The organism is Pseudoalteromonas sp. 1CM17D, from assembly GCF_023161805.1.
In the GTDB taxonomy this organism is placed as follows: domain Bacteria; phylum Pseudomonadota; class Gammaproteobacteria; order Enterobacterales; family Alteromonadaceae; genus Pseudoalteromonas; species Pseudoalteromonas atlantica.
The window spans coordinates 258,504-284,811 of sequence record NZ_JALNTP010000001.1 but is presented as its reverse complement, the minus strand read 5'-3'; the positions used below and the strand labels follow the sequence as shown (position 1 = coordinate 284,811).

The window sequence follows — 26,308 nt, the reverse complement described above, 5'->3', positions numbered from 1 at the left end:
TGGCTCATATCTGATCTGACACATTACATCTGTAGTTCCGATCTAACCTGACAGGCGGATTTGCGCGAGAAGCGGTTACTTGATCTCCTTCGAATGAAGGTTCGCTGAAGACAAGGAGCGGTCGGTCAACGTGTCTTTTCCATTTGAGCCGGTCAGCGATAGCTGTTTTTTCACCGGCTCACGCGTTTTATTTCAGTATACCGAAGGGTCTTCCCCGTCCCACAACTCTAAATCAGCCAATATCTCAAAGGTTGTATAAGTAAAATCATTTACACTCAGTGACACCGAATTGCACATTCCAACAACAGACGTTTGGGTGTCTGGTCTTCGAATGTAACTGGTGTCTGTACCAACCCAACCTCCGTTGTGGAAAAAATAACGACCATCGGTATTTTGCCCGTTTGCGTAATACCACTTTTCTTCGTCACTCTCTGGCACATTCACATTTGGCGTGTTCATTAGCGCAATTAACGCCTCAGGATCTTTGCCTAATTTAGGCGCATGGAAGTGATTATCCCATATAAGCATGTCATCTATGGTACTGAATAAGCCACCATCACCAATTGTGTGTAAGGCCGTCAAATGATTGAGTTGTTTTCCTGCTTCAGACGAACGATATCCTGATGCGCGGTTAGGAATAATCTCTTCGGCGCTATCTGAAAAAAACGTATGCCTCATACCAAGGGGCTTAAATATACGCTTATGGGTGAATTCGCGTATCGTCATTCCGCTTATTCGTTCAACCAATTTTGCCAGAATGATATACCCGTGATTGCTGTATTCCATAGTGGTGTCAGGCTCATGCACAAGCGGGAGGTCTTTGATAACAGAATAGTATTCGGCATTTGATACGAACTTTTCACTTCCAATTATAAAGCCGCTCAAAGTAGACTCACGAAGCGTATCTAGGTGATCTTCAAAGTCGCCTAAACCGCTGAAATGGCCGAGTATTGAGTTAATGGAGATTTTTCTTCCATAGTCTTTTAGTTCTGGTAGATGCTGACGAATATCGTCGGTTAGTTTGATGACGCCATCATCAGCTAATAGCAAAACAGCAAAAGCTGTAAATTGCTTTGATACCGACGCCATTCTGAATACCGATTGACTATTGAGTGGTATTTGGTGTTCTACATTGGCTAGACCATAGCTTTTTTTGAAAATAAACTCTTTGTTTTGGATTATACCTATGGAACAGCCCGGCCCATCTAGCCTAATGCTCTTTTCGGCAATAGCGTCCATTCTTTTTTCTAAAAGCATTATCTGATTATTTTGTGCAACAGCTTTACCTGAATTTAGTAGTAGGCCAATCGTGAACGCCTGAACTAATCTGTGCATGAGTTTTCCTTATCTAATTGTTTTCGCGCAGAAACGTTTGCCTTCCATATGAACTGATATGTGAGCTAAATTAGTATTTCAGATTTCTCGTATCTCACTATCAATATTTTCAGCTTAATAACAATACACGGTATTTGTATGGTAGAGAATGCGAAATGTCCGCTTCACGTACAGAGCTGACTGTCCGAATTAGTTAAGCTCTGTGATGAAAAATGTCAGATGGAGTTGTGTCTAATCCACTTTAGCTATTTGCAATTTGATGTCTGAAGTCAAGATTTGACCCCTTTATCATTCAGCGAACGGAGTGAGCGAGCTTGACTGGTTTGTTAGGTGACATAAGCGCTCCGGACATTCCTGTAACGCATAGCAAGAATTGTAAGAATGCCACATAAAATACCGGTGCTAATTGCTCCATTTAGACCAAAAGAAACTACAAGCGGGCGCAAGATAAACAAATGAATAATAAGCGCTGGTATTATTGCAATAGCGAATACTTTGAGCTTAACCGTTGATTCAAAAGGTGAGTTGCAGTGTGGACATACTTTTTTCTTTCCCCACTTATTGGCAGTTTTAGAGAAGAAACCTATTTTCTCTTCACAGGTTGGACACTTAAAGAACTGTTCGTTCGGTTCAAAATTAACTTCAAGCGTCTCTGGGCTGCTTTTCTCTAATGGTTGTCGCGAAATTAATTCGCCTTTTATTCGCTCAGCTCGGTCTGGAAAGGCTTCTTTATCTATATTGGCTAGTGCATCTTCTAGCTCTGTAATCGAATACTCTGAATAATTTGGTTCCATCTATTAAATTCTCCTTGTCACCTAACGCCCTGCGCATGCGCGCGAACTTGTGAGCGTCGCAGGGGCCGAAGGCCCCGAATGACGCGGATTGTTAGGCTAGACTACTGCGGTTTCGCCCTAACAACTCGAAAAACTAATGGCTTTATACATACGTGAGAAAACCATGAAATCCCCGTCATTACCAATATACCTATGAGCGGTATTATTGCTCCAGTAAAAACTATTGAGCCAAACACATAACCAAAAATACACTCTGCTCTGTATATAGGCAGGAATAAACCGACTACTACCAAACCTAAAGACAAGTAAATTGCAACGTTTTCGTAGCCGACACTAAAGCTGAATGACTGCACAAAACTTAAAATCAGCATGCCAAAAAAACCAACGCGCACGACTCGTAAAGTCTTTGCCCTTACTGGCGCGTCATTAGGTTGGAGAGTTACACGCTTCTCTATCCGTTCTGTAGAAAGCCAAGCCAAAAATGGGAGGATTAATAATCCCCACCAGTTTGATATTGAAGGATAATCAGGATGGTGCATCAAGTGGTGGCTCAATATTCCACCATTCAAATGCTCCCACAACAGATGTCCAACGACGAATAATATGGTAATTGAAATCACGTAGTATTTTAATTTTTCGAACTGCTTTTCAGTCATGTTTATCCTCGGAGTGCGGTGGTCGAAATATGTAGCCTAACGCCCACAATAAGGGGCTGATTAATAGTTTGCTAAAATGTGAAGCGGAGCGGAACTGAGCAAACTGTTAGCAGTCCCGCTTTATTTGCCTTGTTAGGTAGTTTTTACACTAAGTTTTCCGAATGCTACCTGTGCCAGCCTCAACTATTTTTTGCCATTGAGGATTTTGCAATAAGTCATCAATTTGTTGGTTTTGGCTATCAATATTTTGATCAAAGAGTTTGGTGAACTCCCAGAGAATAAGCCTCTCACTTTCGTTGAAACTCTGGAAAATTAAGCCAGTACCTTTTGGCAGTGACTCCATTACCAAATCGTCAAACCACCAACAAACGAATTCACTTTTATAGTCGATATATTCAACTTTTCGGGCAAACTCTTTTTGTTCAGAGGTAGATGATATGAACTTTAGTATTCCTAGACACAAATCCCTGAATTCTATTGCCGTACTATCCATAGCTACCTAACGCCTCAATCACGCGCTTGTCGCTTGCATTGAATTGTTAGCCGAAAACTGCCGCGAACCTAGCATGTAAGCTGCAATACCGAACCAACCCATTGTCGGGATGGCCCATACACGCTGTACCAACCCATTAATTTCTGACGGGATGAAGCCAGCATAGATCAGCCAAAACATGAACACATGCAGGAACGACGCTGCTGCTGAAAAAAGTTCAAACGAAGGCGACTTGATGATATTTTTAAACTCAAGCGAATACGCAAGAGGTGCGATAATCATGAAGATTGACAGGTTGTAGAGCAAGTGCAGGGGCGTCTCTAACGTCCAAACTCCCGCACTGATCATGCTAAGACCAAGCAATAAAACAGATGCCATGGAAAAAGAAACACGACTAGGTGTGGTCAGCTGTATTCCAAGGGCAAAAAGGCACATGGAGATGCCGATCACGATATCCGCAACCCTGTGTGTATATGCAAATACAGGCGCTTCAAGTGCGACATGACTGATGCTCTTGGCAAAAACATCGAATCCAGGGATAACAAAGCCAAGGCCAATGTTGATAATCGAAGCGATCCAAATCAGGTGCGCCTGCTTTACTAAAGCTCTTACAAAAAAACTCACTGAATCTCCTTATCAGCTAACTTTTCAATAACGGGCGCAGGCACGTAGGGCATAATGGCGAAGCCGCCCTGCGTGTATGCGTCCCAGCGAACGAAGTGAGCGAGTTTATTGACTTGTTAGCAGTCATGCCGTTTTAAACCGCCATTTTTCAATTTTTGGAGGTATGAAAGCGACTGCAAAAAACAAAAGGGCAGAAACGTACCAAAGTGAACTATCTTCGGATACGCCAAAGCCTAGTTCAGGTAGTACAACTTGCGTAAACAAACCCACAACAACACCTAGAAAAAGCAAAGTTTCCCAATGAATTTTCGTAGTTTTAGATAAACGCCTTCCAAGCACATAGCCCAAGGTTGGTGGAAAATCTAAGCATATAGAAAAGGCGATGAGAAATATGTATTGGCCAGTAGAAAGCTTATCTTCAATTGGTATGCCAAGAAGAATGAACAAGCCAACAATTACATTTCCTAAAAACAAATAAAGCATAAAATTCCTTTTGACTGCTAACGCTTCATTAAGAAGCGAGTTTAGGCTTGCTATACTGAGTGACGAAGGAACTCGAGCAAGCCGTGACGAGTCTTTCTTTAATGACTTGTTATATAGCATTGTACTCATGATTAAGTAACCCTAACTTTAAATCATTACACCAACTACCACCTAATTTAAAGTTATCTCGAATTGTACCTTCATGAGTAAAACCCAACGCTTTTAGTAAATTAAATGATGGGGAATTACCTTCAGTGACAGTTGCGATCACTTTATGGAAGTTACATTGATTAAAGGCATATTCAATAACGGCAATAGTTGACTCTTTACCATACCCTTTGCCCTGAAACTCAGGACTTAGTAAAAAGCCAAGTTCAGCTTGTTGATATGGCTCCCATTCGGGATAAAAACCAGTTACGCCTACTTTAATCCCAGTAGCTTTTTCAATGATTGTTAAAGTTAACCAATGATTAGAAGTTTTTTTCCATTCGCCTAAGCGACAATTAAAACGTTCATTTATTTCAGATTTGGTAAATGGATCACTAACATACTTGAGTACATCGCTTGATTGATGAAGCTGCTCAAAAAGCTCCCTGTCATCTTTACAAATTGGCTTTAAAATGAGCCTTTGGGTTTCAATTTGCACAGGCTTTCCTTTGCTATATAACGCCTTGCTAAGAGGCGCGCGTTAGCGCGTCCTGTGGAGCGAAGCGGAACGTACTTAAGTAACTTGTTATAAGGCATTTCTCTGCCACGCTAATTTACTAATTTTGTATAGCACATGCTCACATTGAGGATGTGAAACTTCAATGTCTGGGTGCATAAAATTTTGGTTGCTGTTATGCATACCAATTTTTTGCATAATAGCTTTAGAACGATCATTGGCTAATGTGGTAAATGAGACCACCTCATTTAGATTTAGCGTATTGAACGCATATTTTAGAGCTTCTTCGGCAGCCTCGGTTGCGTAGCCTTTACCCCAGTAATGTTTTGATAATCGCCACCCAATTTCTACACAAGGTGAAAACGGCATTTTATTTGTAGGAGTATGCAAACCCACAAAGCCAATAAATTTATGCTGATTAGGAATTTCTATTGCCCATAAACCCCATCCTCGCTCATTGATAAGGGATAGGATTTTTCTCCCCATCTCAAAACTTTCTTCTTGGGTCTGAAGTTTTGGAAAAAATTCCATTACTTCTTTATCGTTACACATTTCAGCGAATGGAAGAAAATCATCCTCTGTCCATTGACGAAGCAGTAATCTTTCCGTTTTCAACATTCTTCGACTATGCCTTATAACGCCCCGTTAAGAGGCAATAAAATAGTTGGCTAAAATTAGCGACGAAGGAGCAAAAGCCAACTGTTTTTTGTCCTTTTAAACGACTTGTTATATGGCGATAAGAGCAACAACTAGAATAAATTGAAGTACAAAAGCAATGTATATCAATTTTGTTAGCTTAGATACCTGGCCGGATAATTTTATCGTTTCTTTTCTGGAGCTTACACACTCACATTTACTTACTTGCGATGTGTTTTTTTCATCTGTTGTATAGCGCTCTGCAGATATTGCAAATAGACTTCCAGCACAACCAGCGGATGAAAACAATGCAATGTTCTTTAGGATTTCTACGTAAAATGGAATTGCAGGATTTACATTTTTAAATAGAGGCAGCAATACTTCAGGAATTAAAAAACCAAAAGCCAAACCAACAAAGATAAGGATAAATGCTTTGGTATCTCGATCATTTTTCCACATTATCGCAAATGAAAAAGCTAGAATAAAACTCGTTAGTAAAAACAAAAAGCCTATAAGGTTTGCAATTACTATTGTTTTTTGGGAAAACTCATAACTATTCAGTAGATCATTAGTGCCATTTAACAAAAAAAAACATGAAGAATAAAAGTATCGATACTGCGAGATGTTTCAAAGGCTGACTCCTTAGCCATATAACAATTTTGTCTACGACATTTGTCGTTTTATAAACCGACAAATGTCCATATATTACAATGCATTTATCTTAACCATCAAATAAACACCTGTAAACAATTAGTTAACTGAAAATTATTTTTAATCAGTGCGAAAATACACCGAAATGGTGGAGATCAGTAATATTGGACAAAACAATATGCACTGTCTATATATACAGTAAAATTTTACTAGAGATTCATTTCATGAAATCACCTTTTTTAACTATGATAGCCGAACAAATGTATCTAAAGCGTTATGCTAAAAGTACCATTAAAGCGTATTTATACTGGATAGCTTCGTTTATTCGTTTTAACTCTATGAGGCACCCAACAACGATGGGAGATAATGAGGTCGAACTTTTTTTAAATCATTTAGTCAACCAACAAAATGTTGCTCCTAATACTCAAACACAAGCCTTAAATGCGTTGAGCTTTTTATTTAAAGAAGTGATTAAAAAGCCACTCTCATTATCATTAGGTTTTATTAAGAGCAAACGAGCAACTAAACTACCGGTAGTTTTAACGCAGCAGGAAATAAATAATTTTTTTAAAGTGTGCTCTGCGAAGCATTATTTACCCTGTGGACTACTTTATGGCAGTGGTATGCGATTAATGGAGGTACTGCGTTTACGAGTACACGATATTGACTTTGACTATAACTGCATTCGAATTTGGGATGGCAAAGGAGGTAAAAATCGTGTTGTAACGCTTGCAGTAGAGCTCATGCCGCAATTACGTGCTCAAATACAATTAGTTGATAGTTACCTACAATTAGATCTGAAAAACCCCTTATATAGCGGCGCTTACATGCCGCATTTGTTACGTAAAAAATATCCAAACTATAACAAACAATTAGGGTGGCAATATTTATTTTCATCACATAAATTAAGCATTGATCCTGAGAGTAAGCAGCTGAGGCGTCATCATATTGATGAAAAGCAATTACAACGCGCTGTTAAATAGGCTGCTGACGATGCAAAAATTAGGAAACACGTTACACCACATACCTTACGCCATTCATTTGCAACGCACCTATTGCAAAGTGGCGCTGATATTCGCACGGTTCAGGCACAATTAGGCCATAGTGATGTGCGAACAACCCAAATATATACTCATGTTTTACAACAAGGAGCCAATGGTGTTGTAAGCCCATTTTCGAGATTATAAAACCAGCAAAAGTTTTTAATTGTGTGTCACGCGTTAAAGTACGCCTTATACAAAAATAGCGCCGATATGTATGAAGCCGATTCTTACACAATGAATTTCACTGCGAATTAATATCTCAGCTTTTACCTTTAACCTCGAACCTTTTCCTAAAACAAAAAAACCGCTGTTCGTTAAAACAGCGGCTTTCTTTCTAAAGCTTACAGCTAAAAAATGACAGCTAGTACTTTAAACTTTCCCAATCACTTCAAGTCCACCCATGTATGGGCGTAATACTTCTGGTACAACTACTGAACCATCGGCTTGTTGGTAGTTTTCTAGTATGGCTACGAGTGTACGGCCAACGGCTAAACCTGAGCCATTTAGTGTATGTAGTAACTCTGGCTTTTTAGCACCTTCACGGCGAAAACGTGCTTGCATACGGCGCGCTTGGAAATCGACCATATTTGAACAAGACGAAATTTCGCGGTAGGTATCTTGGGCCGGTAACCATACTTCTAAGTCGTATGTTTTAGCTGCGCCAAAGCCCATGTCGCCCATACATAAAATTACTTTACGGTATGGTAGTTCTAGTGCTTGTAAAATTTGCTCTGCGTGGCCTGTTAGCTCTTCAAGCGCTTGCATTGAATCTTCTGGTTTTACTAGTTGAACTAGTTCAACTTTATCAAACTGATGCTGGCGAATTAAGCCGCGTGTATCACGACCGTAGCTGCCCGCTTCACTTCTAAAACACGGCGTGTGCGCAGTTAAGCGAATCGGTAAATCGCTTTCTTCGTAAATTTCGTCACGTGCGCTATTAGTCAGCGGTACTTCTGCTGTTGGGATTAAGCTAAAGCCAGCTTGTTGTTCACCGTCGTCGTTTACTAGGCCTAATGTATGGAATAAATCGCCTGCAAACTTAGGTAATTGGGTTGTACCGAAAAGGCTTGCGCTATTTACTAAGTACGGTACATACATTTCTGTATAGCCGTTTTTATCTGTGTGGGTATCTAGCATGTATTGCGTAAGTGCACGGTGCATACGCGCTACTTGGCCGCGCATTACTGTAAAACGTGCGCCACTAATTTTAACGCCCATTTCAAAGTCTAGGCCGTTTAGGTCTTGCCCTACGTCTACGTGATCTTTTACTTCAAAGTCGTACTTTTTAGGCGTGCCCCAGGTAAGTATTTCAACGTTGTCCTCTTCATCAGCGCCTTCTGGTACTGATTCGTCTGGCAAGTTTGGAATTGCTAAAGCAATTTCGTTAATGGCGTTGAGTACTTCGTCTTGCGCTTTTTTAGTTGCGTCTAATTCGCTGCCTAAATTTGCCACTGCGTCTAGTAGTGGTTGTGCGTCTTCGCCTTTTGCTTTTGCTTGGCCAATGGCTTTAGCACTGGCGTTACGTTGACTTTGAAGCTCTTGCGTTTTTACTTGTAATGTTTTGCGTTGTTCTTCAAGTTCTGTCACTTTTGCAACATCAAGCTCGTAGCCACGAGCCGCTAAGCGTGCTGCAGTTTGCTCAACGTCTTGTCGTAAATATTTAGAATCTAACATGTTAGTTTTTTAACCTTTTTGCATTACCAGCTGAAGGCCCAGCCAAGCCATAAAAATACAGATCATCACATTTAAGATGATATTGAGGGCCATTTTAATAAAGTGACCTTGTTGTAATAACAACAACGAGTCCATTGAGAATGTTGAAAAGGTGGTTAACGCACCTAAAAAGCCAATACCAATAAGGGTTTTAGCGGGGCTTGTGGCGATAATTTCTTTCTCTATCAAACCGTACAAAATGCCCATTAACAATGAACCCAGAATATTAACCGTCAACGTGCCAAAAGGGAATCCCCTACCAAGGAGTTTTAGCATGGTTTCGCTAATAAAAAATCGTAAACATGCTCCTGAGGCGCCGCCAAGGGCGATCATCATATAAAGTTTAATCATTTTCGTATCGTTTAAGTGGGCTTTGCGCGTCGCGTTCTTTTAAGTAATCAAGCTTTTGCTTAATTTTTTGCTCAAGGCCACGATCGCTCGGTAAATAATAGTGTTTGTCTTGAATTTCTGGCGGTAAATATTTTTCACCAGCGGCAAAGGCACCCTCTTCGTTATGTGCGTAGCGATACTCGGCACCATAGCCTAAATCTTTCATTAGGTTTGTAGGCGCGTTTCGTAAATGCTCTGGCACTGGGTAGCTTGGCTCGTTTTTGGCATCAGCCTTTGCTTGGTTAAATGCCATATAAACCGCATTACTTTTAGGTGCGCTGGCTAAATATAAAGTGGCTTGAGCAATGGCGCGTTCGCCCTCGCTTGGGCCTACACGCTGAAAAATATCCCATGCGTTTAAGGCCACTTCCATCGCACGCGGATCGGCATTACCTATGTCTTCTGTGGCAATGGCAAGTAAACGCCTTGCTACATAAAGTGGGTCGCCGCCGCCGGCTAAAATACGGCAATACCAATACAGCGCACCATCGGGTGAGCTGCCTCGTACTGATTTATGAAAAGCCGATATTAAATCGTAAAATTCATCGCCGCCTTTATCGTATTTAGCTAAATGGGTTGGCAGTACTTGGCTTAATACGTGCTCATCTACGTTGTATGTGCCGTTTTGCTCACTCGTTAAATCAACCGCTTGCTCAAGCAAGTTTAATACTTTACGGGCATCGCCGCCGCTTGCTTGGCAAAGCGCCTGTTTGGCGTTATCGGCAATAAGAATGTTTTTTTGGTTTAGTTGCTCATCTTGCTTAAGTGCGCGCTCTATCACGGTGTATAGGTCGGTATCGGCTAGCGACTTTAAAACATACACGCGTGCACGCGACAAAATAGCGTTGTTAAGTGCAAATGAAGGGTTTTCGGTTGTCGCGCCTACAAATATAAAAGTGCCGTCTTCTATGTGAGGTAAAAATGCATCTTGCTGCGATTTATTAAAACGGTGTACTTCATCCACAAACATTAAGGTGCGTTGCCCGCGGCTTTGTAGGTTATCGTGCGCTTGCGTTACGCTGTCGCGAATATCTTTTACGCCTGCAGTCACAGCCGACATTTGTATAAGTTCGGCATCGGCGTGATTTGCAATAATTTGCGCAAGGGTGGTTTTACCTACCCCAGGCGGCCCCCACAAAATTAAGCTGTGGCAACGCCCTGCAACAATGGCTTGGTGCAAGGGCTTGTCGCTACTTAGTAAATGCTGCTGACCTATGTATTCGTCAAGCGTTGTTGGGCGCATGCGCGCCGCAAGTGGGCGTACATCGGGCCCAAAGTTAAAGCCTAAATTATTCACCGTTACTCTGATCGTCTATTTCTACACCCTCTGGTGGGGTAAATTCAAAGGTGCTTGTATCAAGCGCGGTATTTACTTGTGCATTGTTAAAACTAAACGATGAAAGCTGACCAGAATTATCAGTCACAACTAACTTAGCAAGGCCTTGCTCGTTACCTGCAAAGGTAATATCAAGTTGCTCTACTTGGCTCTCTACGCCTTTATTTGGCGTTACACTAAAGCCAGACTCTGTGGCTTGAACGCTGTATTTTTCCCATTGTGCGGGATCTTTTGAAGTAAGCAGTACAAACGGTGTTGAATCTATAAGGCTATGGGTATCCATAATAGTTACTTGCTCAGCAAAGCTGTCGAAGTAATAGGTTTTGTCACCATTGGATACAAATAAGGTATCGTCTGGGTTTGTTTGCTGCCAGCGGATCATCATAGGTTGTTTAAGGGCAATTGTGCCCTCGCCTTGCATAACCGCTTGGCCTTGCGGATCGGTTACGTTTTGAGAAAACTGCGCTTTAAAACTTTTAAGGGTTGCGAGTTTGTCTTGCAGTGCTTGGCTGTCATCAGCAAAGCTAGGCGTGGCAATTAAACTGCCAAGCATTAATAATAAACTGTTTAACTTTTTCATTAATTTGCTCCATTAGGTACTAATACATCGCGAGCGCCGTTATGGCCTGGTGAACTCACGATACCCGATGTTTCCATTTGTTCTACTAGTCGTGCTGCGCGGTTATAGCCAACACGTAATTTACGTTGTACTGATGATACCGATACTTTGCCGGTTTCGATTACAAACGCAACGGCTTCGTCGTATAGCGGATCTGACTCTTCATCTGCATTTTCACTGGTTTCACCTGGTAATAAAACATCTTCTGTTGCATCACCATTTAAAATTTCATCAATGTAATTAGGTTTACCGCGTGCTTTCCAATCGTTTACTACCGCATGTACTTCATGGTCGTCTACAAATGCGCCATGCACACGCTCTGGTACGCTTGTGCCTGGCGGTAAGTAAAGCATATCACCCATACCGAGTAAGTTTTCTGCGCCTTGTTGATCCAATATGGTACGCGAGTCTATTTTACTCGACACCTGAAACGCCATACGCGTAGGTATATTGGCTTTAATTAAGCCGGTAATTACATCTACCGATGGGCGCTGTGTTGCAAGTACTAAATGTATACCTGCGGCACGTGCTTTTTGCGCAATACGGGCAATTAGCTCTTCAACTTTTTTACCTACAATCATCATCATGTCGGCAAATTCGTCTATTACTACCACTATGCTCGGTAGTTTATCTAACTCGTCTGGGCCTTCTTTCATGCCGTCGGTGTCTTTAAATAATGGGTCAAGAATTGGGTAACCCGCTTCTTTGGCCTCAAGTACTTTTTGGTTGTAACCTTTTAAGTTACGTACACCCAACGCCGACATTAATTTATAACGGCGTTCCATTTCGCCTACACACCAACGTAGTGCGTTAGCGGCTTCTTTCATGTCGGTAACTACTTCACACAATAGGTGCGGAATACCTTCGTAAACCGAAAGCTCAAGCATTTTCGGGTCAATCATGATCATACGAACATCATCAGGGCCCGATTTGTACAGTAAGCTTAATATCATTACATTAACGCCCACTGACTTACCCGAACCTGTGGTACCCGCTACCAGTAAATGGGGCATTTTACCTAAATCGGCACACACAGGTTGCCCTGCAATATCTTTACCTAACACCATGGTTAGTGGCGATGGATTTTGCTCAAATTTAGGGGCGTTAATTACCTCAGATAAACGTACAATTTCACGGTACTTATTAGGCAGCTCTATCCCTATGTAAGTTTTACCTGGGATCACCTCAACCACACGTACACTAATTGCCGACAACGAACGGGCTAAATCTTTTGATAAACCAGTAATTTTAGACACTTTTATACCCGGTGCTAAATCAAGCTCAAAACGTGTTACAACTGGGCCTGGGTATACGCCAACCACTTTTGCTTGTACGTTAAAGTCGAGTAATTTTGTTTCAACAAGGCGCGATACACTTTCAAGCTCTTCTTCCGATATCGGGTTTTTGGCTTTATCCGGTCTGTCGAGTAAATCAAGCGACGGTAATGGCCCTGGCGGTGGCTCTTTATCAAGTAACTCTTCAAACTTTTCTTTTGCTGTTGGCGGAGGCTGATATGCAGGTTTTGGCTTAGGCATAGGCCTTGCTGGCGATACCACCGTGGTAACCGGTTTTTCAGGCTCAACAACTTGGCTTTGATCAAGCGCATTAAGTGCAGCCGCTGTATCCATTGGCTCATCGTCTATGGCGCTAAAGCCAATTTCTTGGTCGAGTATATCGTCTAGCTCATCAAATGGGCTGTAGTCATCACTAATTTGCGGCTCGCTAAAGGTAGGCTGCTCTTTAGTAATGGCTTTTTGTTTAGCTGGTTTTTTACTTTTAGCTGGTTCTTGTTCAAATTCTGATGATTGCTCGAATCTGGTATCGCTTTGCTCATAATCGTCAGGGTCATCATTAAATTGCGCATCGGCTTGCACCGGATTTGCCGCAATACGCTCTCGTTGCATCCAACCTTGGGCGTAATTAGCAGTGTAACGGTAGCCTCTAACCACTAAATCGCCGAGGTAGTCTACAAATTCAACCCACGACACACCGGTTAATAAAGTAAGCCCAGCAAAAAAGAAGCACAATAATAAAATTGATGTACCGGTAAAGTTAAATGCTGGCATCATGGCCGATGCAATCACATCGCCCACTACCCCGCCGGATGAAAAGTTATAAATATCATCAAAGTTAATGCTGCTGATTGCCGTTGCTGAGGTAATAAATAAAGCAAAGCCAATAACACGCAAGGCAAGAGTGGTGTAATCGAGCTGTAAAATACGATGAGGTTGTTTAAATAATAAATAGCCAAACAGCTGAATAGCGGCTGGCACTAAATAAGCAAGCCAACCAAATGACAGTAATAATATATCGGCTACCCAAGCACCGGCAGTGCCTGTAATATTTTTTACGTTTCTAAATTCACCCGTTTGCGACCACGCAGGGTCAGCGGGATCAAAGCTGATTAAAGCACATAAAATGAATATTGCCGCAAAGGTACTGATGATCAGCCCTGTTTCTAATAGTCTTTGCACACCGTTTAGGCGCATAACTTCCTATCCCTCTTTATTGTTCTATTGGCACTTGCTTGCAATCAAATACCTTAGCAGGAAATGCAATTTGATGCACTTTATCTTAATGTGTATGGCCTGATTATGAACAAGTTTTTATAAATTAGAGTGTGTTTATCTTTTGCGGTTAAATTTAGGCAATGTAAGGGCGAATTATTACGCCATCTTCACCTTTTACTTCTTCCATTACTACATAGGTGCGGCTTTCACTCACGTTTGGCAGCTTTAAAAGAATGTCGCCTAGTACACCGCGGTATTCTGACATATCGTTTACGCGTGTTTTTAATAAAAAATCAAAATTACCCGATACCAAGTGACACTCTATTATCTCTTCGTGCTGTTTAACCGCCGCACTAAACTCATCAAATACGTCGGGCGATGTTTTGGTAATGGTTACCTCAACATACACAGATAAGCCTTGGCCAAGCTTTGCTGGATCAACCACCGCTTTGTAGCCAAGTATATAACCTTCACGTTCTAACTTTTTTACGCGCTCCAGACAGGGCGTGGCGCTCAGGCCAACTCGTCGGGCCAGTTCTACATTAGAAAGGCGTCCATCGTGCTGTAATTCCATTAAAATTTTACGGTCAATTCTATCTAATAACTGATGCATACACCCAACTAGTTTAATATTCTGTTTATTTTTATTATTTAGATAATAACACTGGCTAGCCTTTTAAAAAAGGTGAGACACACTGCCTTATGATGAATATAATAGTGAAAAATGTTAATCCGTTCTTAATAAGGCAAATTTTATGATTATTGGTGTACCTAAAGAAATTAAAAACCATGAATACCGTGTAGGTATGGTTCCTGCGAGTGTTCGTGAATTAGTAAATCACGGCCACCAAGTGATTGTTGAAACAGATGCAGGTATGGGCATTGGTTTTACTAACGAAGACTACACACAAGCTGGCGCTGAAATTTTAGCAACTGCAGCTGATGTTTTTGCAAAAGCAGACATGATCGTAAAAGTAAAAGAGCCACAAGCTGTTGAGCGTGCAATGCTACGCGAAGATCAAATTTTATTTACTTACCTTCACCTTGCACCTGATCTTCCACAAACTGAAGACCTTGTTAAAAGCAAAGCGATTTGTATTGCTTACGAAACAGTTACCGATGCACGTGGCGGCTTACCGCTTCTTGCACCAATGAGTGAAGTAGCAGGTCGTATGTCTATTCAGGCCGGTGCACAAGCGCTTGAAAAATCTAACCACGGCCGTGGCATGTTACTAGGTGGCGTACCAGGCGTTGAAGCAGCTAAAGTAGTTGTTATTGGCGGCGGCATGGTGGGTCGTAGCGCAGCGCAAATGGCTGTTGGCATGGGCGCAGACGTTGTAGTACTTGACCGCAACATAGATGTACTTCGTGCACTAGACGCGCAATTTGGTAACAAAGTTAAAGCGATTTACTCAACGGCTGACGCACTAGAAAAACACGTACTAGAAGCTGACTTAGTAATTGGTGGCGTACTAATTCCAGGTGCAGCAGCGCCTAAACTAGTAACAGCCGATCACATTAAAGCAATGAAGCCAGGCTCTGCAATTGTTGATGTTGCTATTGACCAAGGTGGTTGTATTGCAACTTCTAAAGCAACAACACACGCTGATCCTACATACATTGTTGATGAAGTTGTTCACTACTGTGTTGCTAACATGCCAGGTGCTGTACCACGTACGTCTACCTTTGCACTTAACAATGCAACATTGCCGTTTATTATTAACCTTGCAAACAAAGGTTACAAAAAAGCACTACTAGATGACGCGCACTTCTTAAAAGGCTTAAACGTAATTAAAGGCCAAGTAACTTACAAAGAAGTAGCTGAAGCGTTCAACATGGAATATGTTGACCCTCGCACTGCAGTAGAAAACGCGTAATTTTGCGTTTAGTTGTTAGGTGTTATTGAATAAAATAGTTACCTAACTACAAGCAATAAAAAAGCAGCTAATTAGCTGCTTTTTTTGTATCTAAATTTTGACTATATAAATTAATTTATATAAAACGCTTAATTATAAAATCTACTTTTACGCGTTTAGCCTGACCAAGTAGCTTTTTAACCGGTTGCGGGTAATTTTCTACTGTTTCTAAATCATTTGGCCCAGTTAAACGGCGGCAGTGTTTTAAAATTTCCTGCTTTTCGTTATCTATGGCTTGCATAATACTTTGCTGTGGGTCTTCAATTAAAATACCGTTTTCGATATCAAGGCCCCACGCTCGTGGATTAAGGTTATGGCCGCTTAATAAGTGGCGTTGTCGGTCGGCGCAAATACCTTTTAAGTGAAACGAGTTACTCTCGTGCTTCCATAAATACACGTTTAAATTGCCGTTATCTATATGGAGCTTTTGCGATTTTACAAATTTATGCAAAATAGTTTCGTATAAATACGGGAGTGCACCAATTTTACTAAATGGCTCACTTGGCGGCAGATAAAAATCGTTTGCGGTTTTATCACCTACTACAATGGTTACTTGCTTACCTTGTTTTAATAATCGACGTAGTGAGCGCATAAGCGGCGCCGGAAAATTAAAATACGGTGTGTAAAGTACGAGCTCTTGTTCTGTGGTATCAAACAAGTTTTTAATTAATCGGTTAAGGCTATTATTACGACGCCCTAAACCTAAAAACAAACGCACACCGAGTGGGTCGGTATTGTGCGTAGTTGGGTTTGCATAACTGGCCGACTTGAGCTCGCGCATTAATTGCTTTTGTTCAAACTTAAAGTCTATTAAGCGCTTAAGCGGGCGTGTATCAATACGTGGCACGGCTTGCGAGCCTATTAGCTTAGACTCAATAAAATCAACCACAGAGTCGCACAGCGATGCTTGGTCAACTAAAAAGTAACGGTCGAGCCTGTAGCGTTCGTTGTATTGTAAGTACACGTTATTTAAGCTGGCGCCGCTGTATAATAAAGTATCATCTACAACAAAACCTTTAAGGTGTAACACACCAAACAACTCTTTGGCTTTAACTGGCACACCGTAAACTTGTACGTTTGATTTAAATTTTTCTAAATAGTCACAATATAAACTTGCGTTACCGTCTGATTTTTTTGCACCAATAAGACCACGTTGTGCACGATGAAAATCAACCAACACTTTTATTTCAAGGTTGGGGTTTGCCAACGACACACGATGCAGTGCTTCAAGTATTTCGCGCCCTGCTTCGTCATCTTGTAAATAAAGTGCCGTAATGTAGATTCTTTTTTTTGCATTGCTAATTAAACGTAGCAATTGCGTACGGTACTCTTGTGCGTTGGTTAAGACGTTAACGTCTTTTGAAGTCAACCCAAATGCGGGTTTTTCCTGCCAAAATAACATAGTTGCCTATTCACTAAGGTCACATAATCTATCAGTGACAAATAAAATTAGGTAAAACATATCAAAAAAATACTAACGGGTCATGAATTAACGAAGCTTTGTTGCTCATCTGTTTGTTTTTTAGCCTTTACGCGGGCTTTTTTATCGTTCAAGGCAAAGTCAGTACATAAAATTGCACAGCTTTTAATTTTGTCAGAAAAAAATATTCACATAATTTGTTTACTTGTGCCTTGTTTTTCTTAGAATCGAAGCCATTAAGTTCAGTATTAAACGTTTAGGAAAAGATCATGACTGAAGCAAAACACTCTAAGTTACTAATTTTAGGCTCTGGCCCTGCGGGTTACACTGCCGCAGTATACGCCGCACGTGCAAATTTAAACCCCGTTTTAATTACCGGCATTCAACAAGGTGGCCAATTAACGACCACAACTGAAGTTGAAAACTGGCCAGGCGATGCGCACGGTTTAACAGGCCCTGCATTAATGGACCGTATGAAAGAGCACGCTGAGCGCTTTGAAACGGAAATTGTGTTTGACCACATTAATAAAGTAGATGTGTCTAAGCGGCCTTTCACGCTTACTGGCGACCAAGGTACTTACACATGTGATGCATTAATTATTGCCACTGGTGCATCGGCTAAATACTTAGGCTTAGAGTCTGAAACTAATTTTCAAGGTCGTGGTGTATCTGCATGTGCTACATGTGATGGTTTTTTCTATAAAGGGCGTAAAGTTGCCGTTGTAGGTGGTGGTAACACTGCTGTAGAAGAAGCGCTTTACTTATCTAACATTGCGGATGAAGTACACGTTATTCACCGTCGTGATAGCTTCCGCAGTGAAAAAATTCTTGCTGATCGCCTTAACGAAAAAGCACAAAATGGTAACGTAGTAATGCACTACAACCGTACGCTAGACGAAGTACTTGGCGATGACATGGGTGTAACTGGCGTACGCATTAAAGATACACAATCTGATGCTACCGAAGAGCTTGATTTAGCGGGTGTGTTTATTGCTATCGGCCATAAGCCAAACACCGACATGTTTGAAGGCCAACTAGAAATGAAAGACGGCTATTTAGTGGTTGAGTCTGGTCTTAACGGTAACGCTACACAAACAAGCGTACCTGGCGTATTTGCCGCAGGTGATGTGTCTGATCATATTTACCGTCAAGCAATTACGTCTGCAGGTACAGGCTGTATGGCAGCCCTAGATGCAGAGCGTTTCTTAGATAACCTATAAACGCTACAAAATTAATAAAGGCTGTTAGTTCAGCCTTTTTTTATGCCTAAAATATAGTTACACTTTTATGATAATTAATAAGTTAAGCCCTCTATGAGAAACCAGCTATACCAACTAAGTGAAACCGATATAGCATTTCCAAATCCCGAATATGCACTTACCTCCCCCGATGGACTGCTTGCCATAGGCGGCGATTTATCTGTAAAGCGCTTAAGTAATGCCTATAAAATGGGTATTTTCCCATGGTTTAGCGAAGGTGAGCCCATTATGTGGTGGTCGCCAAGTGAACGCGGCATTGTAGAGCTAAATGACTTTCATATAAGTAAAAGCTTGCGTAAACATTTAAAAAAGCACCCTGTTAAAGTAACTATTAACAATGCCTTTGCTGAGGTGATAGAAGCGTGCTGTGAGCAACGTATAGACACCGAAGGCACATGGATAACAAACGATATGTTAAGCGCTTATATTGCTGCACATGACGCTAATATTGCGCATAGTGTTGAGGTATGGCAAAACGGCGAACTTGCCGGTGGGCTGTATGGCATTATGCAAAATGGCGTTTTTTGTGGCGAGTCGATGTTTCATCATCAAACTAATTGCTCAAAACTGGCCATGTGGGCGTTAGTTAATTGGTTAAAACGCCATAACGCACATTTTATTGACTGCCAACTAGAAAACCCATATTTAACCTCTTTAGGCGCAAAAGTGATCCCTCGCTCAGAATTTTTGACTAAACTTAAACGAGCAAATGCTTACACCCTCAACTCAACCATGTGGCAACCACAGGAGTTAACAGCAATTTATGAGTGAACACATTCCTGCACGCGTTGGCCTTAGCCAAGAGTTTGCTTGTAGCTATTTACCTGACAGGCAAGAGCAATTATTGGTAATACTTGACCCGACCTGTTACAGCACGCATAAATTTGAGATGCTTTTATCGCTCGGTTTTAGGCGCAGTGGTAACCAAATTTATCGACCGCACTGCCCTTCGTGTAGCGCCTGTAACTCGGTGCGCGTGTTAGCCCAAGAGTTCCTCCCTTCAAAGTCACAAAAAAGAAAACTAAATAAAGTAAAAGCAAACTTTGAAGTTAAATACACACACGCTAAGCGCGAAGAATATTATCCACTTTATAGTAAATACATTTCAATGCGCCACAGCGACGGCACTATGTTTCCGCCTAACTTAGAACAGTTTCAAAGCTTTTTATTTTGTAGCTGGTTAGAAATAACGTTTATTGAGCTTTGGCACCAAGACACTTTAGTTGCAGTGGCCGTAACAGATTGCATGGATAACGCTGTCTCGGCTATTTATACGTTTTTCGATCCCGACTTTGAGCACTACAGTTTAGGGACTGTGATGATTTTACAGCAGCTCGAATTTGCCAAACAGCAAAATAAAGAATTTGTGTATTTGGGCTACCAAATCGATGAATGCACCAAAATGAAATACAAAACTCAGTTTTTACCCGCGCAAAAACACGTTAATGACCAGTGGTTGGCTATTTAATTTGCAAAAATGCCCGCTGCGCCTTTACTTATTGGCGTATTTTGGGCAAAATCTGCAGCGTTTAACTATTAAAGAGGTGTTACGCTAAACATGGCGAAAGAAGACGTAATCGAAATGCAAGGGACAGTCCTTGATACTTTACCAAATACAATGTTCCGAGTTGAGCTAGAAAATGGTCACGTAGTTGTGGCTCATATTTCAGGTAAAATGCGCAAAAACTATATCCGTATTTTAACCGGCGATAAAGTAACGGTAGAAATGACTCCTTACGATTTATCGAAAGGACGTATCGTATTCCGTGCTCGCTAAGTGCGTAAACGAGATTTAGTTTTTGGCTAGTGAATAACTAGCTTAAAGCGTTTATTAAATGTAATTGATGGTACTGACTAGCAATTACATTTAATAAACAAAAAACCCAGCTTTTGCTGGGTTTTTTGTTGCCTATAAAAAAGCACAAAAAAGCCCACGCGTATCGCGCAGGCTAGTTTATATACCCATTCGCATAATTTGCGCATTGGTATGATAAGTGAATACACTTATTTAAGCGGGTGTTAAATTACTTTCATAGTCAAAGTTAATTTTCTTATCTTTAACTGATACTTTAACAGTACCGCCATCAACCAGTTCACCAAAGAGTATTTCGTTAGCCAATGGCTTTTTAAGCTCATCTTGAATAACACGTGCCATTGGACGTGCACCCATTGCTTTATCGTAGCCTTTATCTGCTAACCACTCTCGGGCCTTAGAGGTCAGCTCAAGGTTAACTGACTTCTTATCTAATTGCGCTTGCAGCTCAACTACAAATTTATCGACCACTTGCAAGATAACGTCTTTTTCAAGGTGGTTAAACCAAATAATATTATCTAAGCGGTTTCTAAACTCAGGTGAAAATACCTTGTTAATTTCACTCATTGCATCGTGCGTATGATCTTGCTCGGTAAAGCCAATCGATTTACGTGTGGTTTCTTGTACGCCGGCATTGGTTGTCATAACCACCACCACGTTTCTAAAGTCAGCTTTACGACCATTGTTATCGGTTAACGTACCGTGATCCATTACTTGCAGTAATATGTTGTAAATATCTGGATGGGCTTTTTCAATTTCATCCAATAATACAACTGCATGCGGGTTTTTAATAACGGCTTCGGTAAGTAAACCACCTTGTTCAAAGCCAACATACCCAGGAGGCGCACCAATTAAACGGCTTACTGCATGGCGCTCAACATACTCTGACATGTCAAAGCGAATAAACTCAACGCCCATACATTTAGCAAGCTGTTTAGTAACCTCGGTTTTACCTACACCCGTTGGCCCCGCAAATAAGAACGAGCCCACTGGCTTATCTTCGTTTGCAAGCCCAGAGCGAGATAAACGAATCGCAGATGTTAGCGCGTCGATAGACTGATCTTGCCCAAACACTAACATTTTAAGATTACGATCAAGATTTTTAAGCGTTTCTTTATCGGTCGATGACACGCTTTGAGCTGGAATACGCGCCATTTTAGCAATAATCGATTCAATATCTGATACACCAATGGTTTTTTTGCGTTTAGAGCTTGGCTGCAAACGTTGGTTGGCACCAGCTTCATCTATTACATCAATAGCTTTATCAGGTAAGTGACGCTCATTAATGTATTTAGCACTTAGCTCTGCAGCTGCTTTTAATGCTTTTTGCGTGTAACGAATACCATGGTGTTCTTCATAACGCTCTTTTAAACCATTTAAAATTTTAGTGGTATCGGCCACACTTGGTTCAAGTACATCAATTTTTTGGAAACGGCGCACTAACGCACGGTCTTTTTCAAAAATATTTTTGTATTCATTGTAAGTGGTTGAGCCCATACAACGTAACTGCCCGCTTGAAAGCAGCGGTTTAAGTAAGTTAGAGGCATCCATAACACCACCCGATGCAGCACCTGCACCAATAATAGTGTGTATTTCATCAATAAATAAAATTGAATTAGGTTTTGCTTGTAACTCTTTTAATAAGCTCTTAAAGCGTTTTTCAAAGTCGCCGCGGTACTTAGTACCGGCAAGCAATGCGCCCATATCAAGCGAGTAAACAACAGCATCGGCAATTACTTCAGGCACTTGTTCATTAACAATGCGGTACGCAAGGCCCTCTGCAATGGCTGTTTTACCTACCCCTGCTTCACCAACAAGCAGTGGGTTATTCTTTTTACGGCGACATAAAACCTGCACGGTGCGCTCTACTTCGCTGTCGCGCCCTACTAATGGGTCAATGTTACCGTCTTTGGCTTGGGCATTTAAATTAGTGGTAAAGCTATCTAACTTACTTGCCTCTTCGTTTTGAACCTCTTGTACTTCTTCATGAATATCGTCAGTGTCATCTCCTAACTCATCATCCGTTTTAGAAATACCATGAGAAATAAAATTCACTACATCTAAGCGAGAAATATCGCTTTTCTTAAGTAAATAAACCGCTTGGCTTTCTTGTTCAGAAAAAATAGCAACGAGCACGTTAACGCCTGTAACTTCGTTTTTACCAGATGATTGAACATGAAAAACCGCACGTTGAAGCACGCGCTGAAAGCCCAGTGTTGGTTGGGTTTCGCGTTCTTCTTCTAAATCGGGAATAACCGGTGTGGTTTCGTCTATGAATTCTAATAGTTCGGTTTTTAAACCAGAAATATCAACACCGCAGGCGTTTAGCGCTTCGCCTGCTGAAGGGTTATCTAAAAGCGCAAGTAAAAGGTGTTCTACCGTCATAAACTCATGGCGGCGTGTACGCGCTTCACGAAACGCGGCATTTAACGTTAGTTCTAAGTCTTTGTTTAGCATTGGCAACCCCTTACTGAGATAATTATTTTATACCACAACAATGAGATGATTGATCACCTAATTGGTATTTATTCCTGCTCACAACTACAAAGCAGTGGATGCTCGTTATCCCGTGCATAACGGTTAACTTGTTCCGCTTTGGTATGGGCTACATCGGCGCTAAATACACCGCATATCCCTTTACCTTTTTCGTGAACTTGTAGCATCACATCAGTTGCTCTATCGCTATCCATATTGAAAAACGTCATTAAAACTTCTATTACAAAGTCCATTGGCGTGTAGTCGTCGTTATTTAAAACAACTTTGTATTTTCGCGGTGGCTGCAGCTTTTGCTTTTCACTATCGCGAACTGTGTCGATGACACCTGAATCTTTCATACCACTCATAATTAAATATAGTCTTGTCTTTAGAACTCAAGCAAACTTGAATAAAAAATAAATTAAATGTTAAAAAAATACCACAAAACACTTGACTGACTGGCCAAATAAACTACAGTCAGAAGTAGATTGATTAATCCTTAGTCAGTCTAGCAAATTATACGGTTTAGAATAACTAAATTAGTCAACTTATAGAAGGATGTAGAAGTATGGCTTGTGGTAAAGTCAAATGGTTCAACAACGCCAAAGGTTTTGGTTTCATCGTAGAAGACGGCTGCGAGAATGATATTTTCGCTCATTACTCAACGATTGTAATGGACGGTTATAAGACACTTAAAGCTGGTCAGGATGTAACATTCGAGCTAGAACAAGGCCCTAAGGGCTTACACGCTAAAAACATTGCGCCTAACGGCGACATTTTAGAGTGATCAAAAATTTGTTCGACTAAAGCGAGCGACCTAATTTAGATCCTCGCTTAATTCCCCACTTACCACTCAACTCTCTTCTTATTACTAAATTGCTCCTGTACACGCTAAATTCAACCCTTTTCCTTGATTTTATTTTATATACCCCAATGTTCTAACAGTTACCTGCTAATTAAGGCTGTTCAAAAGCGCAAGCGCTAGCCCTTTTTAAACAAGCTTGTTACACTCTTGTTGCTAAATTACGCGGTTACATTTTAGCTTATGCTTTTACGCGGCTAAAATACGTGTACTTTGCAACCTATAAAAATCAGTTAGTCAGGTGTGACTATTCTGCCTTTTGGCATATTAAGAGTACCGACACCTAACAAACTGCTTATTAACGCAACCATGCGCTAATGAGTTTCTTTGCATTGTTGAATACGGCCACTGCGGCCTACTATCTAGGAATGATGATGACATCAAAAATTATCTACACTAAAACGGACGAAGCTCCGGCGCTAGCAACCTACTCGTTGCTACCAATTATCCAAGCCTATACAAATGCGGCAGGTGTTGAAGTTGAAACTCGCGATATCTCATTAGCAGGTCGTGTAATTGCAAACTTCGCTGATTACCTTACTGAAGAGCAACGCATTGGCGATGCGCTTGCAGAGCTTGGCGAACTTGCAAAAACACCAGAAGCAAACATCATCAAATTACCAAATATCAGTGCGTCTGTACCGCAGTTACGCGCTGTAATTAAAGAGCTTCAAGAAAAAGGCTACGCACTACCAGAGTACCCAGCTGAGCCTAAAAATGATGAAGAAGCTAAAATTAAAGCAACTTACGACAAAATCAAAGGCAGTGCTGTAAACCCAGTATTGCGTGAAGGTAATTCAGATCGTCGTGCACCAGGTTCTGTTAAAGAATATGCACGCAATAACCCTCATTCAATGGGTGCGTGGAGCAAAGACTCACAATCATACGTTGCAAGCATGAGCGAAGGTGACTTCTTTGGTTCTGAGCAATCTGTAACTGTTGATGCAGCAACTGATGTACGTATTGAGCACGTAGCGACTAATGGCGATGTGACTGTACTTAAACAAAGCACGCCGCTAATTGCTGGCGAAGTAATTGATGCATCGCGCATTAGCGCAGCTAAACTACAAGCGTTTTTAGCAGCAGAAATTGATGCAGCTAAAGAAAAAGGCGTATTATTTTCGCTTCACATGAAAGCGACAATGATGAAAGTATCTGACCCTATTATTTTTGGTCATGCGGTAAAAGTTTTCTACAAAGACGTATTTACTAAACACGGCGAGCTTTTTGAAGAGCTAGGTGTTGATGTAAATAACGGTTTAGGCGACGTTTATTCTAAAATTCAAACATTAGATGATGCTAAGCGCGAAGAAATTGAAGCAGACATTCAAGCGGTTTACGCTGAGCGTCCTGCTATTGCAATGGTTGATTCTGACCGTGGTATTACTAACTTACACGTTCCAAGCGATGTGATCATTGATGCGTCTATGCCTGCTGCCATTCGTTCAAGCGGTCAAATGTGGAACAACGACGGTAAACTACAAGACACTAGCTTTGTGATCCCAGATCGTAGCTACTCAAGCGTTTACCAAGCTACAATTGATTTTTGTAAAGAAAACGGCGCGTTCGATCCTACCACTATGGGTAGCGTACCAAACGTAGGCCTAATGGCTCAAAAAGCAGAAGAATACGGTTCTCACGATAAAACGTTTGAAGCAAAAGCGGATGGTTCTATTCGTGTTGTTGATGCAAATGGCACAACATTACTTGAGCACACTGTTGAGCAAGGCGATATTTGGAGAATGTGTCAGGTTAAAGATGCACCAATCCAAGATTGGGTTAAGCTTGCTGTAAACCGCGCACGTGCTACGGGCGTGCCTGCTATTTTCTGGTTAGATGAAAACCGTGCTCACGATGCAGAGCTAATTAAAAAGGTAAACAAATACTTACCAGATCACGATACTGATGGCCTAGACATTCAAATTTTAGCACCGCTTGAAGCAACTTTGTTCTCATTAGCGCGTATTAAAGAAGGTAAAGACACTATCTCTGTAACGGGTAACGTATTACGTGACTACCTAACAGATTTATTCCCAATTTTAGAGCTGGGTACCAGTGCTAAAATGCTTTCTATTGTGCCACTAATGAACGGTGGTGGCTTATTTGAAACTGGCGCAGGTGGTTCAGCACCTAAGCATGTTCAACAGTTCGAAAAAGAAAACCACTTACGTTGGGATTCGTTAGGCGAGTTTTTAGCACTAGCGGCTTCGCTTGAGCACCTAAGCTTGAATACAGGCAACAAAAAAGCACAAGTACTTGCTGACACACTAGATAAAGCAACAGGTACGTTCTTAGCTGAAAACAAGTCGCCTTCACGTAAAGTAAAAGAAATTGATAACCGTGGTTCTCACTTCTTCTTATCTTTATTCTGGGCACAAGAGCTGGCTAAGCAAGACGAAGACAGCGAGCTTAAAGCGCAATTTACACAAATTGCGAGCGATTTAGAAACGCAAAAAGAGCAAATCGTAAGCGAGCTTAACGATGCACAAGGTCCTTCAATGGATATTGGTGGTTATTTCCAACCAAATGATGATGCAGCGTTTAAAGCAATGCGCCCAAGTGCAACGTTTAACGAAATTTTATCTAAATTAGTATAATTTTAGATTAAATTAAAAA

At 41.2% G+C, this 26,308-nt stretch carries 25 protein-coding genes and 1 pseudogene; 8 read left to right on the top strand and 18 right to left on the bottom strand.

The annotated features are described in order from the left end of the window. Positions 1 to 192: 192 nt before the first annotated feature. From MSC25_RS01245 to MSC25_RS01205, 9 genes are all read right to left on the bottom strand, one after another. Entirely contained in the window at positions 193 to 1,335 is a 1,143-nt protein-coding gene (locus MSC25_RS01245) for a serine hydrolase domain-containing protein (protein WP_248442200.1), read from the bottom strand. A gap of 326 nt (positions 1,336 to 1,661) precedes the next feature. After that, complete coding sequence (locus MSC25_RS01240) at positions 1,662 to 2,129, bottom strand: hypothetical protein (RefSeq protein ID WP_248442198.1); 468 nt, start codon at positions 2,127 to 2,129, stop codon at positions 1,662 to 1,664. A 101-nt stretch (positions 2,130 to 2,230) separates the two neighbouring features. Beyond that, on the bottom strand, positions 2,231 to 2,785 hold the full coding sequence (locus MSC25_RS01235) for a hypothetical protein (RefSeq protein ID WP_248442196.1): 555 nt from the start codon (positions 2,783 to 2,785) through the stop codon (positions 2,231 to 2,233). Between the two features lie 148 nt (positions 2,786 to 2,933). Continuing rightward, positions 2,934 to 3,278, bottom strand: a complete 345-nt coding sequence (locus MSC25_RS01230) for a hypothetical protein (RefSeq protein WP_248442194.1) — start codon at positions 3,276 to 3,278, stop codon at positions 2,934 to 2,936. Positions 3,279 to 3,296: 18 nt separating this feature from the next. After that, complete coding sequence (locus MSC25_RS01225; RefSeq protein WP_248442193.1) at positions 3,297 to 3,902, bottom strand: DUF998 domain-containing protein; 606 nt, start codon at positions 3,900 to 3,902, stop codon at positions 3,297 to 3,299. A gap of 123 nt (positions 3,903 to 4,025) precedes the next feature. Continuing rightward, entirely contained in the window at positions 4,026 to 4,514 is a 489-nt protein-coding gene (locus MSC25_RS01220; protein ID WP_248442191.1) for a hypothetical protein, read from the bottom strand. Continuing rightward, entirely contained in the window at positions 4,495 to 5,031 is a 537-nt protein-coding gene (locus MSC25_RS01215; protein ID WP_248442189.1) for a GNAT family protein, read from the bottom strand. Before MSC25_RS01215 ends, MSC25_RS01220 begins: the two co-directional genes overlap by 20 nt. A gap of 87 nt (positions 5,032 to 5,118) precedes the next feature. After that, positions 5,119 to 5,667, bottom strand: coding sequence for a GNAT family N-acetyltransferase (locus MSC25_RS01210; protein WP_055255060.1), 549 nt, complete (start codon positions 5,665 to 5,667; stop codon positions 5,119 to 5,121). A 108-nt stretch (positions 5,668 to 5,775) separates the two neighbouring features. Beyond that, positions 5,776 to 6,270 (bottom strand): hypothetical protein, encoded by a 495-nt coding sequence (locus MSC25_RS01205; RefSeq protein WP_248442187.1) that lies wholly within the window; start codon positions 6,268 to 6,270, stop codon positions 5,776 to 5,778. 290 nt (positions 6,271 to 6,560) lie between these two features. On the opposite strand from MSC25_RS01205, the pseudogene MSC25_RS01200 reads away from it, so the two are divergent. Continuing rightward, a pseudogene (locus MSC25_RS01200) lies at positions 6,561 to 7,523 on the top strand (integron integrase). 225 nt (positions 7,524 to 7,748) lie between these two features. Here the strand turns inward: MSC25_RS01200 and serS are convergent. From serS to lrp, 6 genes are all read right to left on the bottom strand, one after another. Beyond that, positions 7,749 to 9,053 carry a serine--tRNA ligase gene (gene serS / locus MSC25_RS01195; RefSeq protein ID WP_248442185.1) on the bottom strand — a complete coding sequence of 435 codons (1,305 nt, stop codon included), beginning with the start codon at positions 9,051 to 9,053 and terminating at the stop codon, positions 7,749 to 7,751. A gap of 9 nt (positions 9,054 to 9,062) precedes the next feature. Next, positions 9,063 to 9,443 (bottom strand): fluoride efflux transporter CrcB, encoded by a 381-nt coding sequence (crcB, locus tag MSC25_RS01190; RefSeq protein ID WP_004586743.1) that lies wholly within the window; start codon positions 9,441 to 9,443, stop codon positions 9,063 to 9,065. After that, the gene (locus MSC25_RS01185; RefSeq protein WP_248442183.1) at positions 9,436 to 10,779 is read right to left on the bottom strand and encodes a replication-associated recombination protein A; all 1,344 of its coding nucleotides are present in this window, start codon (positions 10,777 to 10,779) and stop codon (positions 9,436 to 9,438) included. Before MSC25_RS01185 ends, crcB begins: the two co-directional genes overlap by 8 nt. After that, complete coding sequence (gene lolA / locus MSC25_RS01180; protein WP_096739538.1) at positions 10,772 to 11,398, bottom strand: outer membrane lipoprotein chaperone LolA; 627 nt, start codon at positions 11,396 to 11,398, stop codon at positions 10,772 to 10,774. Before lolA ends, MSC25_RS01185 begins: the two co-directional genes overlap by 8 nt. Then, positions 11,398 to 13,926, bottom strand: coding sequence for a DNA translocase FtsK 4TM domain-containing protein (locus MSC25_RS01175; RefSeq protein ID WP_248442181.1), 2,529 nt, complete (start codon positions 13,924 to 13,926; stop codon positions 11,398 to 11,400). Before MSC25_RS01175 ends, lolA begins: the two co-directional genes overlap by 1 nt. Positions 13,927 to 14,080: 154 nt before the next feature. Further along, positions 14,081 to 14,560: a leucine-responsive transcriptional regulator Lrp gene (gene lrp, locus MSC25_RS01170; RefSeq protein WP_004586747.1), complete on the bottom strand. Its 480-nt coding sequence runs from the start codon at positions 14,558 to 14,560 to the stop codon at positions 14,081 to 14,083. Positions 14,561 to 14,702: 142 nt separating this feature from the next. On the opposite strand from lrp, the gene ald reads away from it, so the two are divergent. Continuing rightward, positions 14,703 to 15,824 (top strand): alanine dehydrogenase, encoded by a 1,122-nt coding sequence (gene ald, locus MSC25_RS01165; RefSeq protein ID WP_004586748.1) that lies wholly within the window; start codon positions 14,703 to 14,705, stop codon positions 15,822 to 15,824. A 115-nt stretch (positions 15,825 to 15,939) separates the two neighbouring features. Here the strand turns inward: ald and pssA are convergent, their stop codons facing one another. Beyond that, on the bottom strand, positions 15,940 to 17,265 hold the full coding sequence (gene pssA, locus MSC25_RS01160; RefSeq protein ID WP_248442179.1) for a CDP-diacylglycerol--serine O-phosphatidyltransferase: 1,326 nt from the start codon (positions 17,263 to 17,265) through the stop codon (positions 15,940 to 15,942). Between the two features lie 287 nt (positions 17,266 to 17,552). On the opposite strand from pssA, the gene trxB reads away from it, so the two are divergent. The 4 genes from trxB (at position 17,553) to infA (ending at position 20,319) form a co-directional block, all read left to right on the top strand. Beyond that, positions 17,553 to 18,503 (top strand): thioredoxin-disulfide reductase, encoded by a 951-nt coding sequence (trxB, locus tag MSC25_RS01155; RefSeq protein WP_024033489.1) that lies wholly within the window; start codon positions 17,553 to 17,555, stop codon positions 18,501 to 18,503. Positions 18,504 to 18,596: 93 nt separating this feature from the next. Next, positions 18,597 to 19,313 carry a leucyl/phenylalanyl-tRNA--protein transferase gene (gene aat / locus MSC25_RS01150; protein WP_248442177.1) on the top strand — a complete coding sequence of 239 codons (717 nt, stop codon included), beginning with the start codon at positions 18,597 to 18,599 and terminating at the stop codon, positions 19,311 to 19,313. Further along, positions 19,306 to 20,010 (top strand): arginyltransferase, encoded by a 705-nt coding sequence (locus MSC25_RS01145; RefSeq protein WP_248442175.1) that lies wholly within the window; start codon positions 19,306 to 19,308, stop codon positions 20,008 to 20,010. Before aat ends, MSC25_RS01145 begins: the two co-directional genes overlap by 8 nt. A 90-nt stretch (positions 20,011 to 20,100) precedes the next feature. Then, on the top strand, positions 20,101 to 20,319 hold the full coding sequence (gene infA, locus MSC25_RS01140; protein WP_002962494.1) for a translation initiation factor IF-1: 219 nt from the start codon (positions 20,101 to 20,103) through the stop codon (positions 20,317 to 20,319). 231 nt (positions 20,320 to 20,550) lie between these two features. Here infA and clpA read toward each other — a convergent pair whose 3' ends face one another. Further along, positions 20,551 to 22,812: an ATP-dependent Clp protease ATP-binding subunit ClpA gene (gene clpA, locus MSC25_RS01135; protein ID WP_248442172.1), complete on the bottom strand. Its 2,262-nt coding sequence runs from the start codon at positions 22,810 to 22,812 to the stop codon at positions 20,551 to 20,553. A gap of 68 nt (positions 22,813 to 22,880) precedes the next feature. Beyond that, the gene (clpS, locus tag MSC25_RS01130) at positions 22,881 to 23,189 is read right to left on the bottom strand and encodes an ATP-dependent Clp protease adapter ClpS (RefSeq protein WP_004586754.1); all 309 of its coding nucleotides are present in this window, start codon (positions 23,187 to 23,189) and stop codon (positions 22,881 to 22,883) included. A 209-nt stretch (positions 23,190 to 23,398) separates the two neighbouring features. Between clpS and cspD the strand changes: the two genes are divergently transcribed. Continuing rightward, entirely contained in the window at positions 23,399 to 23,617 is a 219-nt protein-coding gene (cspD, locus tag MSC25_RS01125) for a cold shock domain-containing protein CspD (RefSeq protein ID WP_004586755.1), read from the top strand. A gap of 449 nt (positions 23,618 to 24,066) precedes the next feature. Further along, the gene (locus MSC25_RS01120; RefSeq protein WP_248442170.1) at positions 24,067 to 26,289 is read left to right on the top strand and encodes an NADP-dependent isocitrate dehydrogenase; all 2,223 of its coding nucleotides are present in this window, start codon (positions 24,067 to 24,069) and stop codon (positions 26,287 to 26,289) included. Positions 26,290 to 26,308: the final 19 nt, after the last annotated feature.

What these genes read in the sequence shown, in the direction of transcription:
- lolA (WP_096739538.1), bottom strand. Translation starts at nt 11,398, where the DNA reads ATGAAAAAGTTAAACAGTTTATTATTAATGCTTGGCAGTTTAATTGCC.
- clpA (WP_248442172.1), bottom strand. Translation starts at nt 22,812, where the DNA reads ATGCTAAACAAAGACTTAGAACTAACGTTAAATGCCGCGTTTCGTGAA.
- MSC25_RS01230 (WP_248442194.1), bottom strand. Translation starts at nt 3,278, where the DNA reads ATGGATAGTACGGCAATAGAATTCAGGGATTTGTGTCTAGGAATACTA.
- MSC25_RS01245 (WP_248442200.1), bottom strand. Translation starts at nt 1,335, where the DNA reads ATGCACAGATTAGTTCAGGCGTTCACGATTGGCCTACTACTAAATTCA.
- cspD (WP_004586755.1), top strand. Translation starts at nt 23,399, where the DNA reads ATGGCTTGTGGTAAAGTCAAATGGTTCAACAACGCCAAAGGTTTTGGT.
- clpS (WP_004586754.1), bottom strand. Translation starts at nt 23,189, where the DNA reads ATGAAAGATTCAGGTGTCATCGACACAGTTCGCGATAGTGAAAAGCAA.
- ald (WP_004586748.1), top strand. Translation starts at nt 14,703, where the DNA reads ATGATTATTGGTGTACCTAAAGAAATTAAAAACCATGAATACCGTGTA.
- MSC25_RS01175 (WP_248442181.1), bottom strand. Translation starts at nt 13,926, where the DNA reads ATGCGCCTAAACGGTGTGCAAAGACTATTAGAAACAGGGCTGATCATC.
- serS (WP_248442185.1), bottom strand. Translation starts at nt 9,053, where the DNA reads ATGTTAGATTCTAAATATTTACGACAAGACGTTGAGCAAACTGCAGCA.
- MSC25_RS01210 (WP_055255060.1), bottom strand. Translation starts at nt 5,667, where the DNA reads ATGTTGAAAACGGAAAGATTACTGCTTCGTCAATGGACAGAGGATGAT.
- pssA (WP_248442179.1), bottom strand. Translation starts at nt 17,265, where the DNA reads ATGTTATTTTGGCAGGAAAAACCCGCATTTGGGTTGACTTCAAAAGAC.
- MSC25_RS01120 (WP_248442170.1), top strand. Translation starts at nt 24,067, where the DNA reads ATGACATCAAAAATTATCTACACTAAAACGGACGAAGCTCCGGCGCTA.
- MSC25_RS01145 (WP_248442175.1), top strand. Translation starts at nt 19,306, where the DNA reads ATGAGTGAACACATTCCTGCACGCGTTGGCCTTAGCCAAGAGTTTGCT.
- infA (WP_002962494.1), top strand. Translation starts at nt 20,101, where the DNA reads ATGGCGAAAGAAGACGTAATCGAAATGCAAGGGACAGTCCTTGATACT.
- crcB (WP_004586743.1), bottom strand. Translation starts at nt 9,443, where the DNA reads ATGATTAAACTTTATATGATGATCGCCCTTGGCGGCGCCTCAGGAGCA.
- lrp (WP_004586747.1), bottom strand. Translation starts at nt 14,560, where the DNA reads ATGCATCAGTTATTAGATAGAATTGACCGTAAAATTTTAATGGAATTA.
- MSC25_RS01240 (WP_248442198.1), bottom strand. Translation starts at nt 2,129, where the DNA reads ATGGAACCAAATTATTCAGAGTATTCGATTACAGAGCTAGAAGATGCA.
- aat (WP_248442177.1), top strand. Translation starts at nt 18,597, where the DNA reads ATGAGAAACCAGCTATACCAACTAAGTGAAACCGATATAGCATTTCCA.
- MSC25_RS01235 (WP_248442196.1), bottom strand. Translation starts at nt 2,785, where the DNA reads ATGACTGAAAAGCAGTTCGAAAAATTAAAATACTACGTGATTTCAATT.
- MSC25_RS01220 (WP_248442191.1), bottom strand. Translation starts at nt 4,514, where the DNA reads ATGAGTACAATGCTATATAACAAGTCATTAAAGAAAGACTCGTCACGG.
- trxB (WP_024033489.1), top strand. Translation starts at nt 17,553, where the DNA reads ATGACTGAAGCAAAACACTCTAAGTTACTAATTTTAGGCTCTGGCCCT.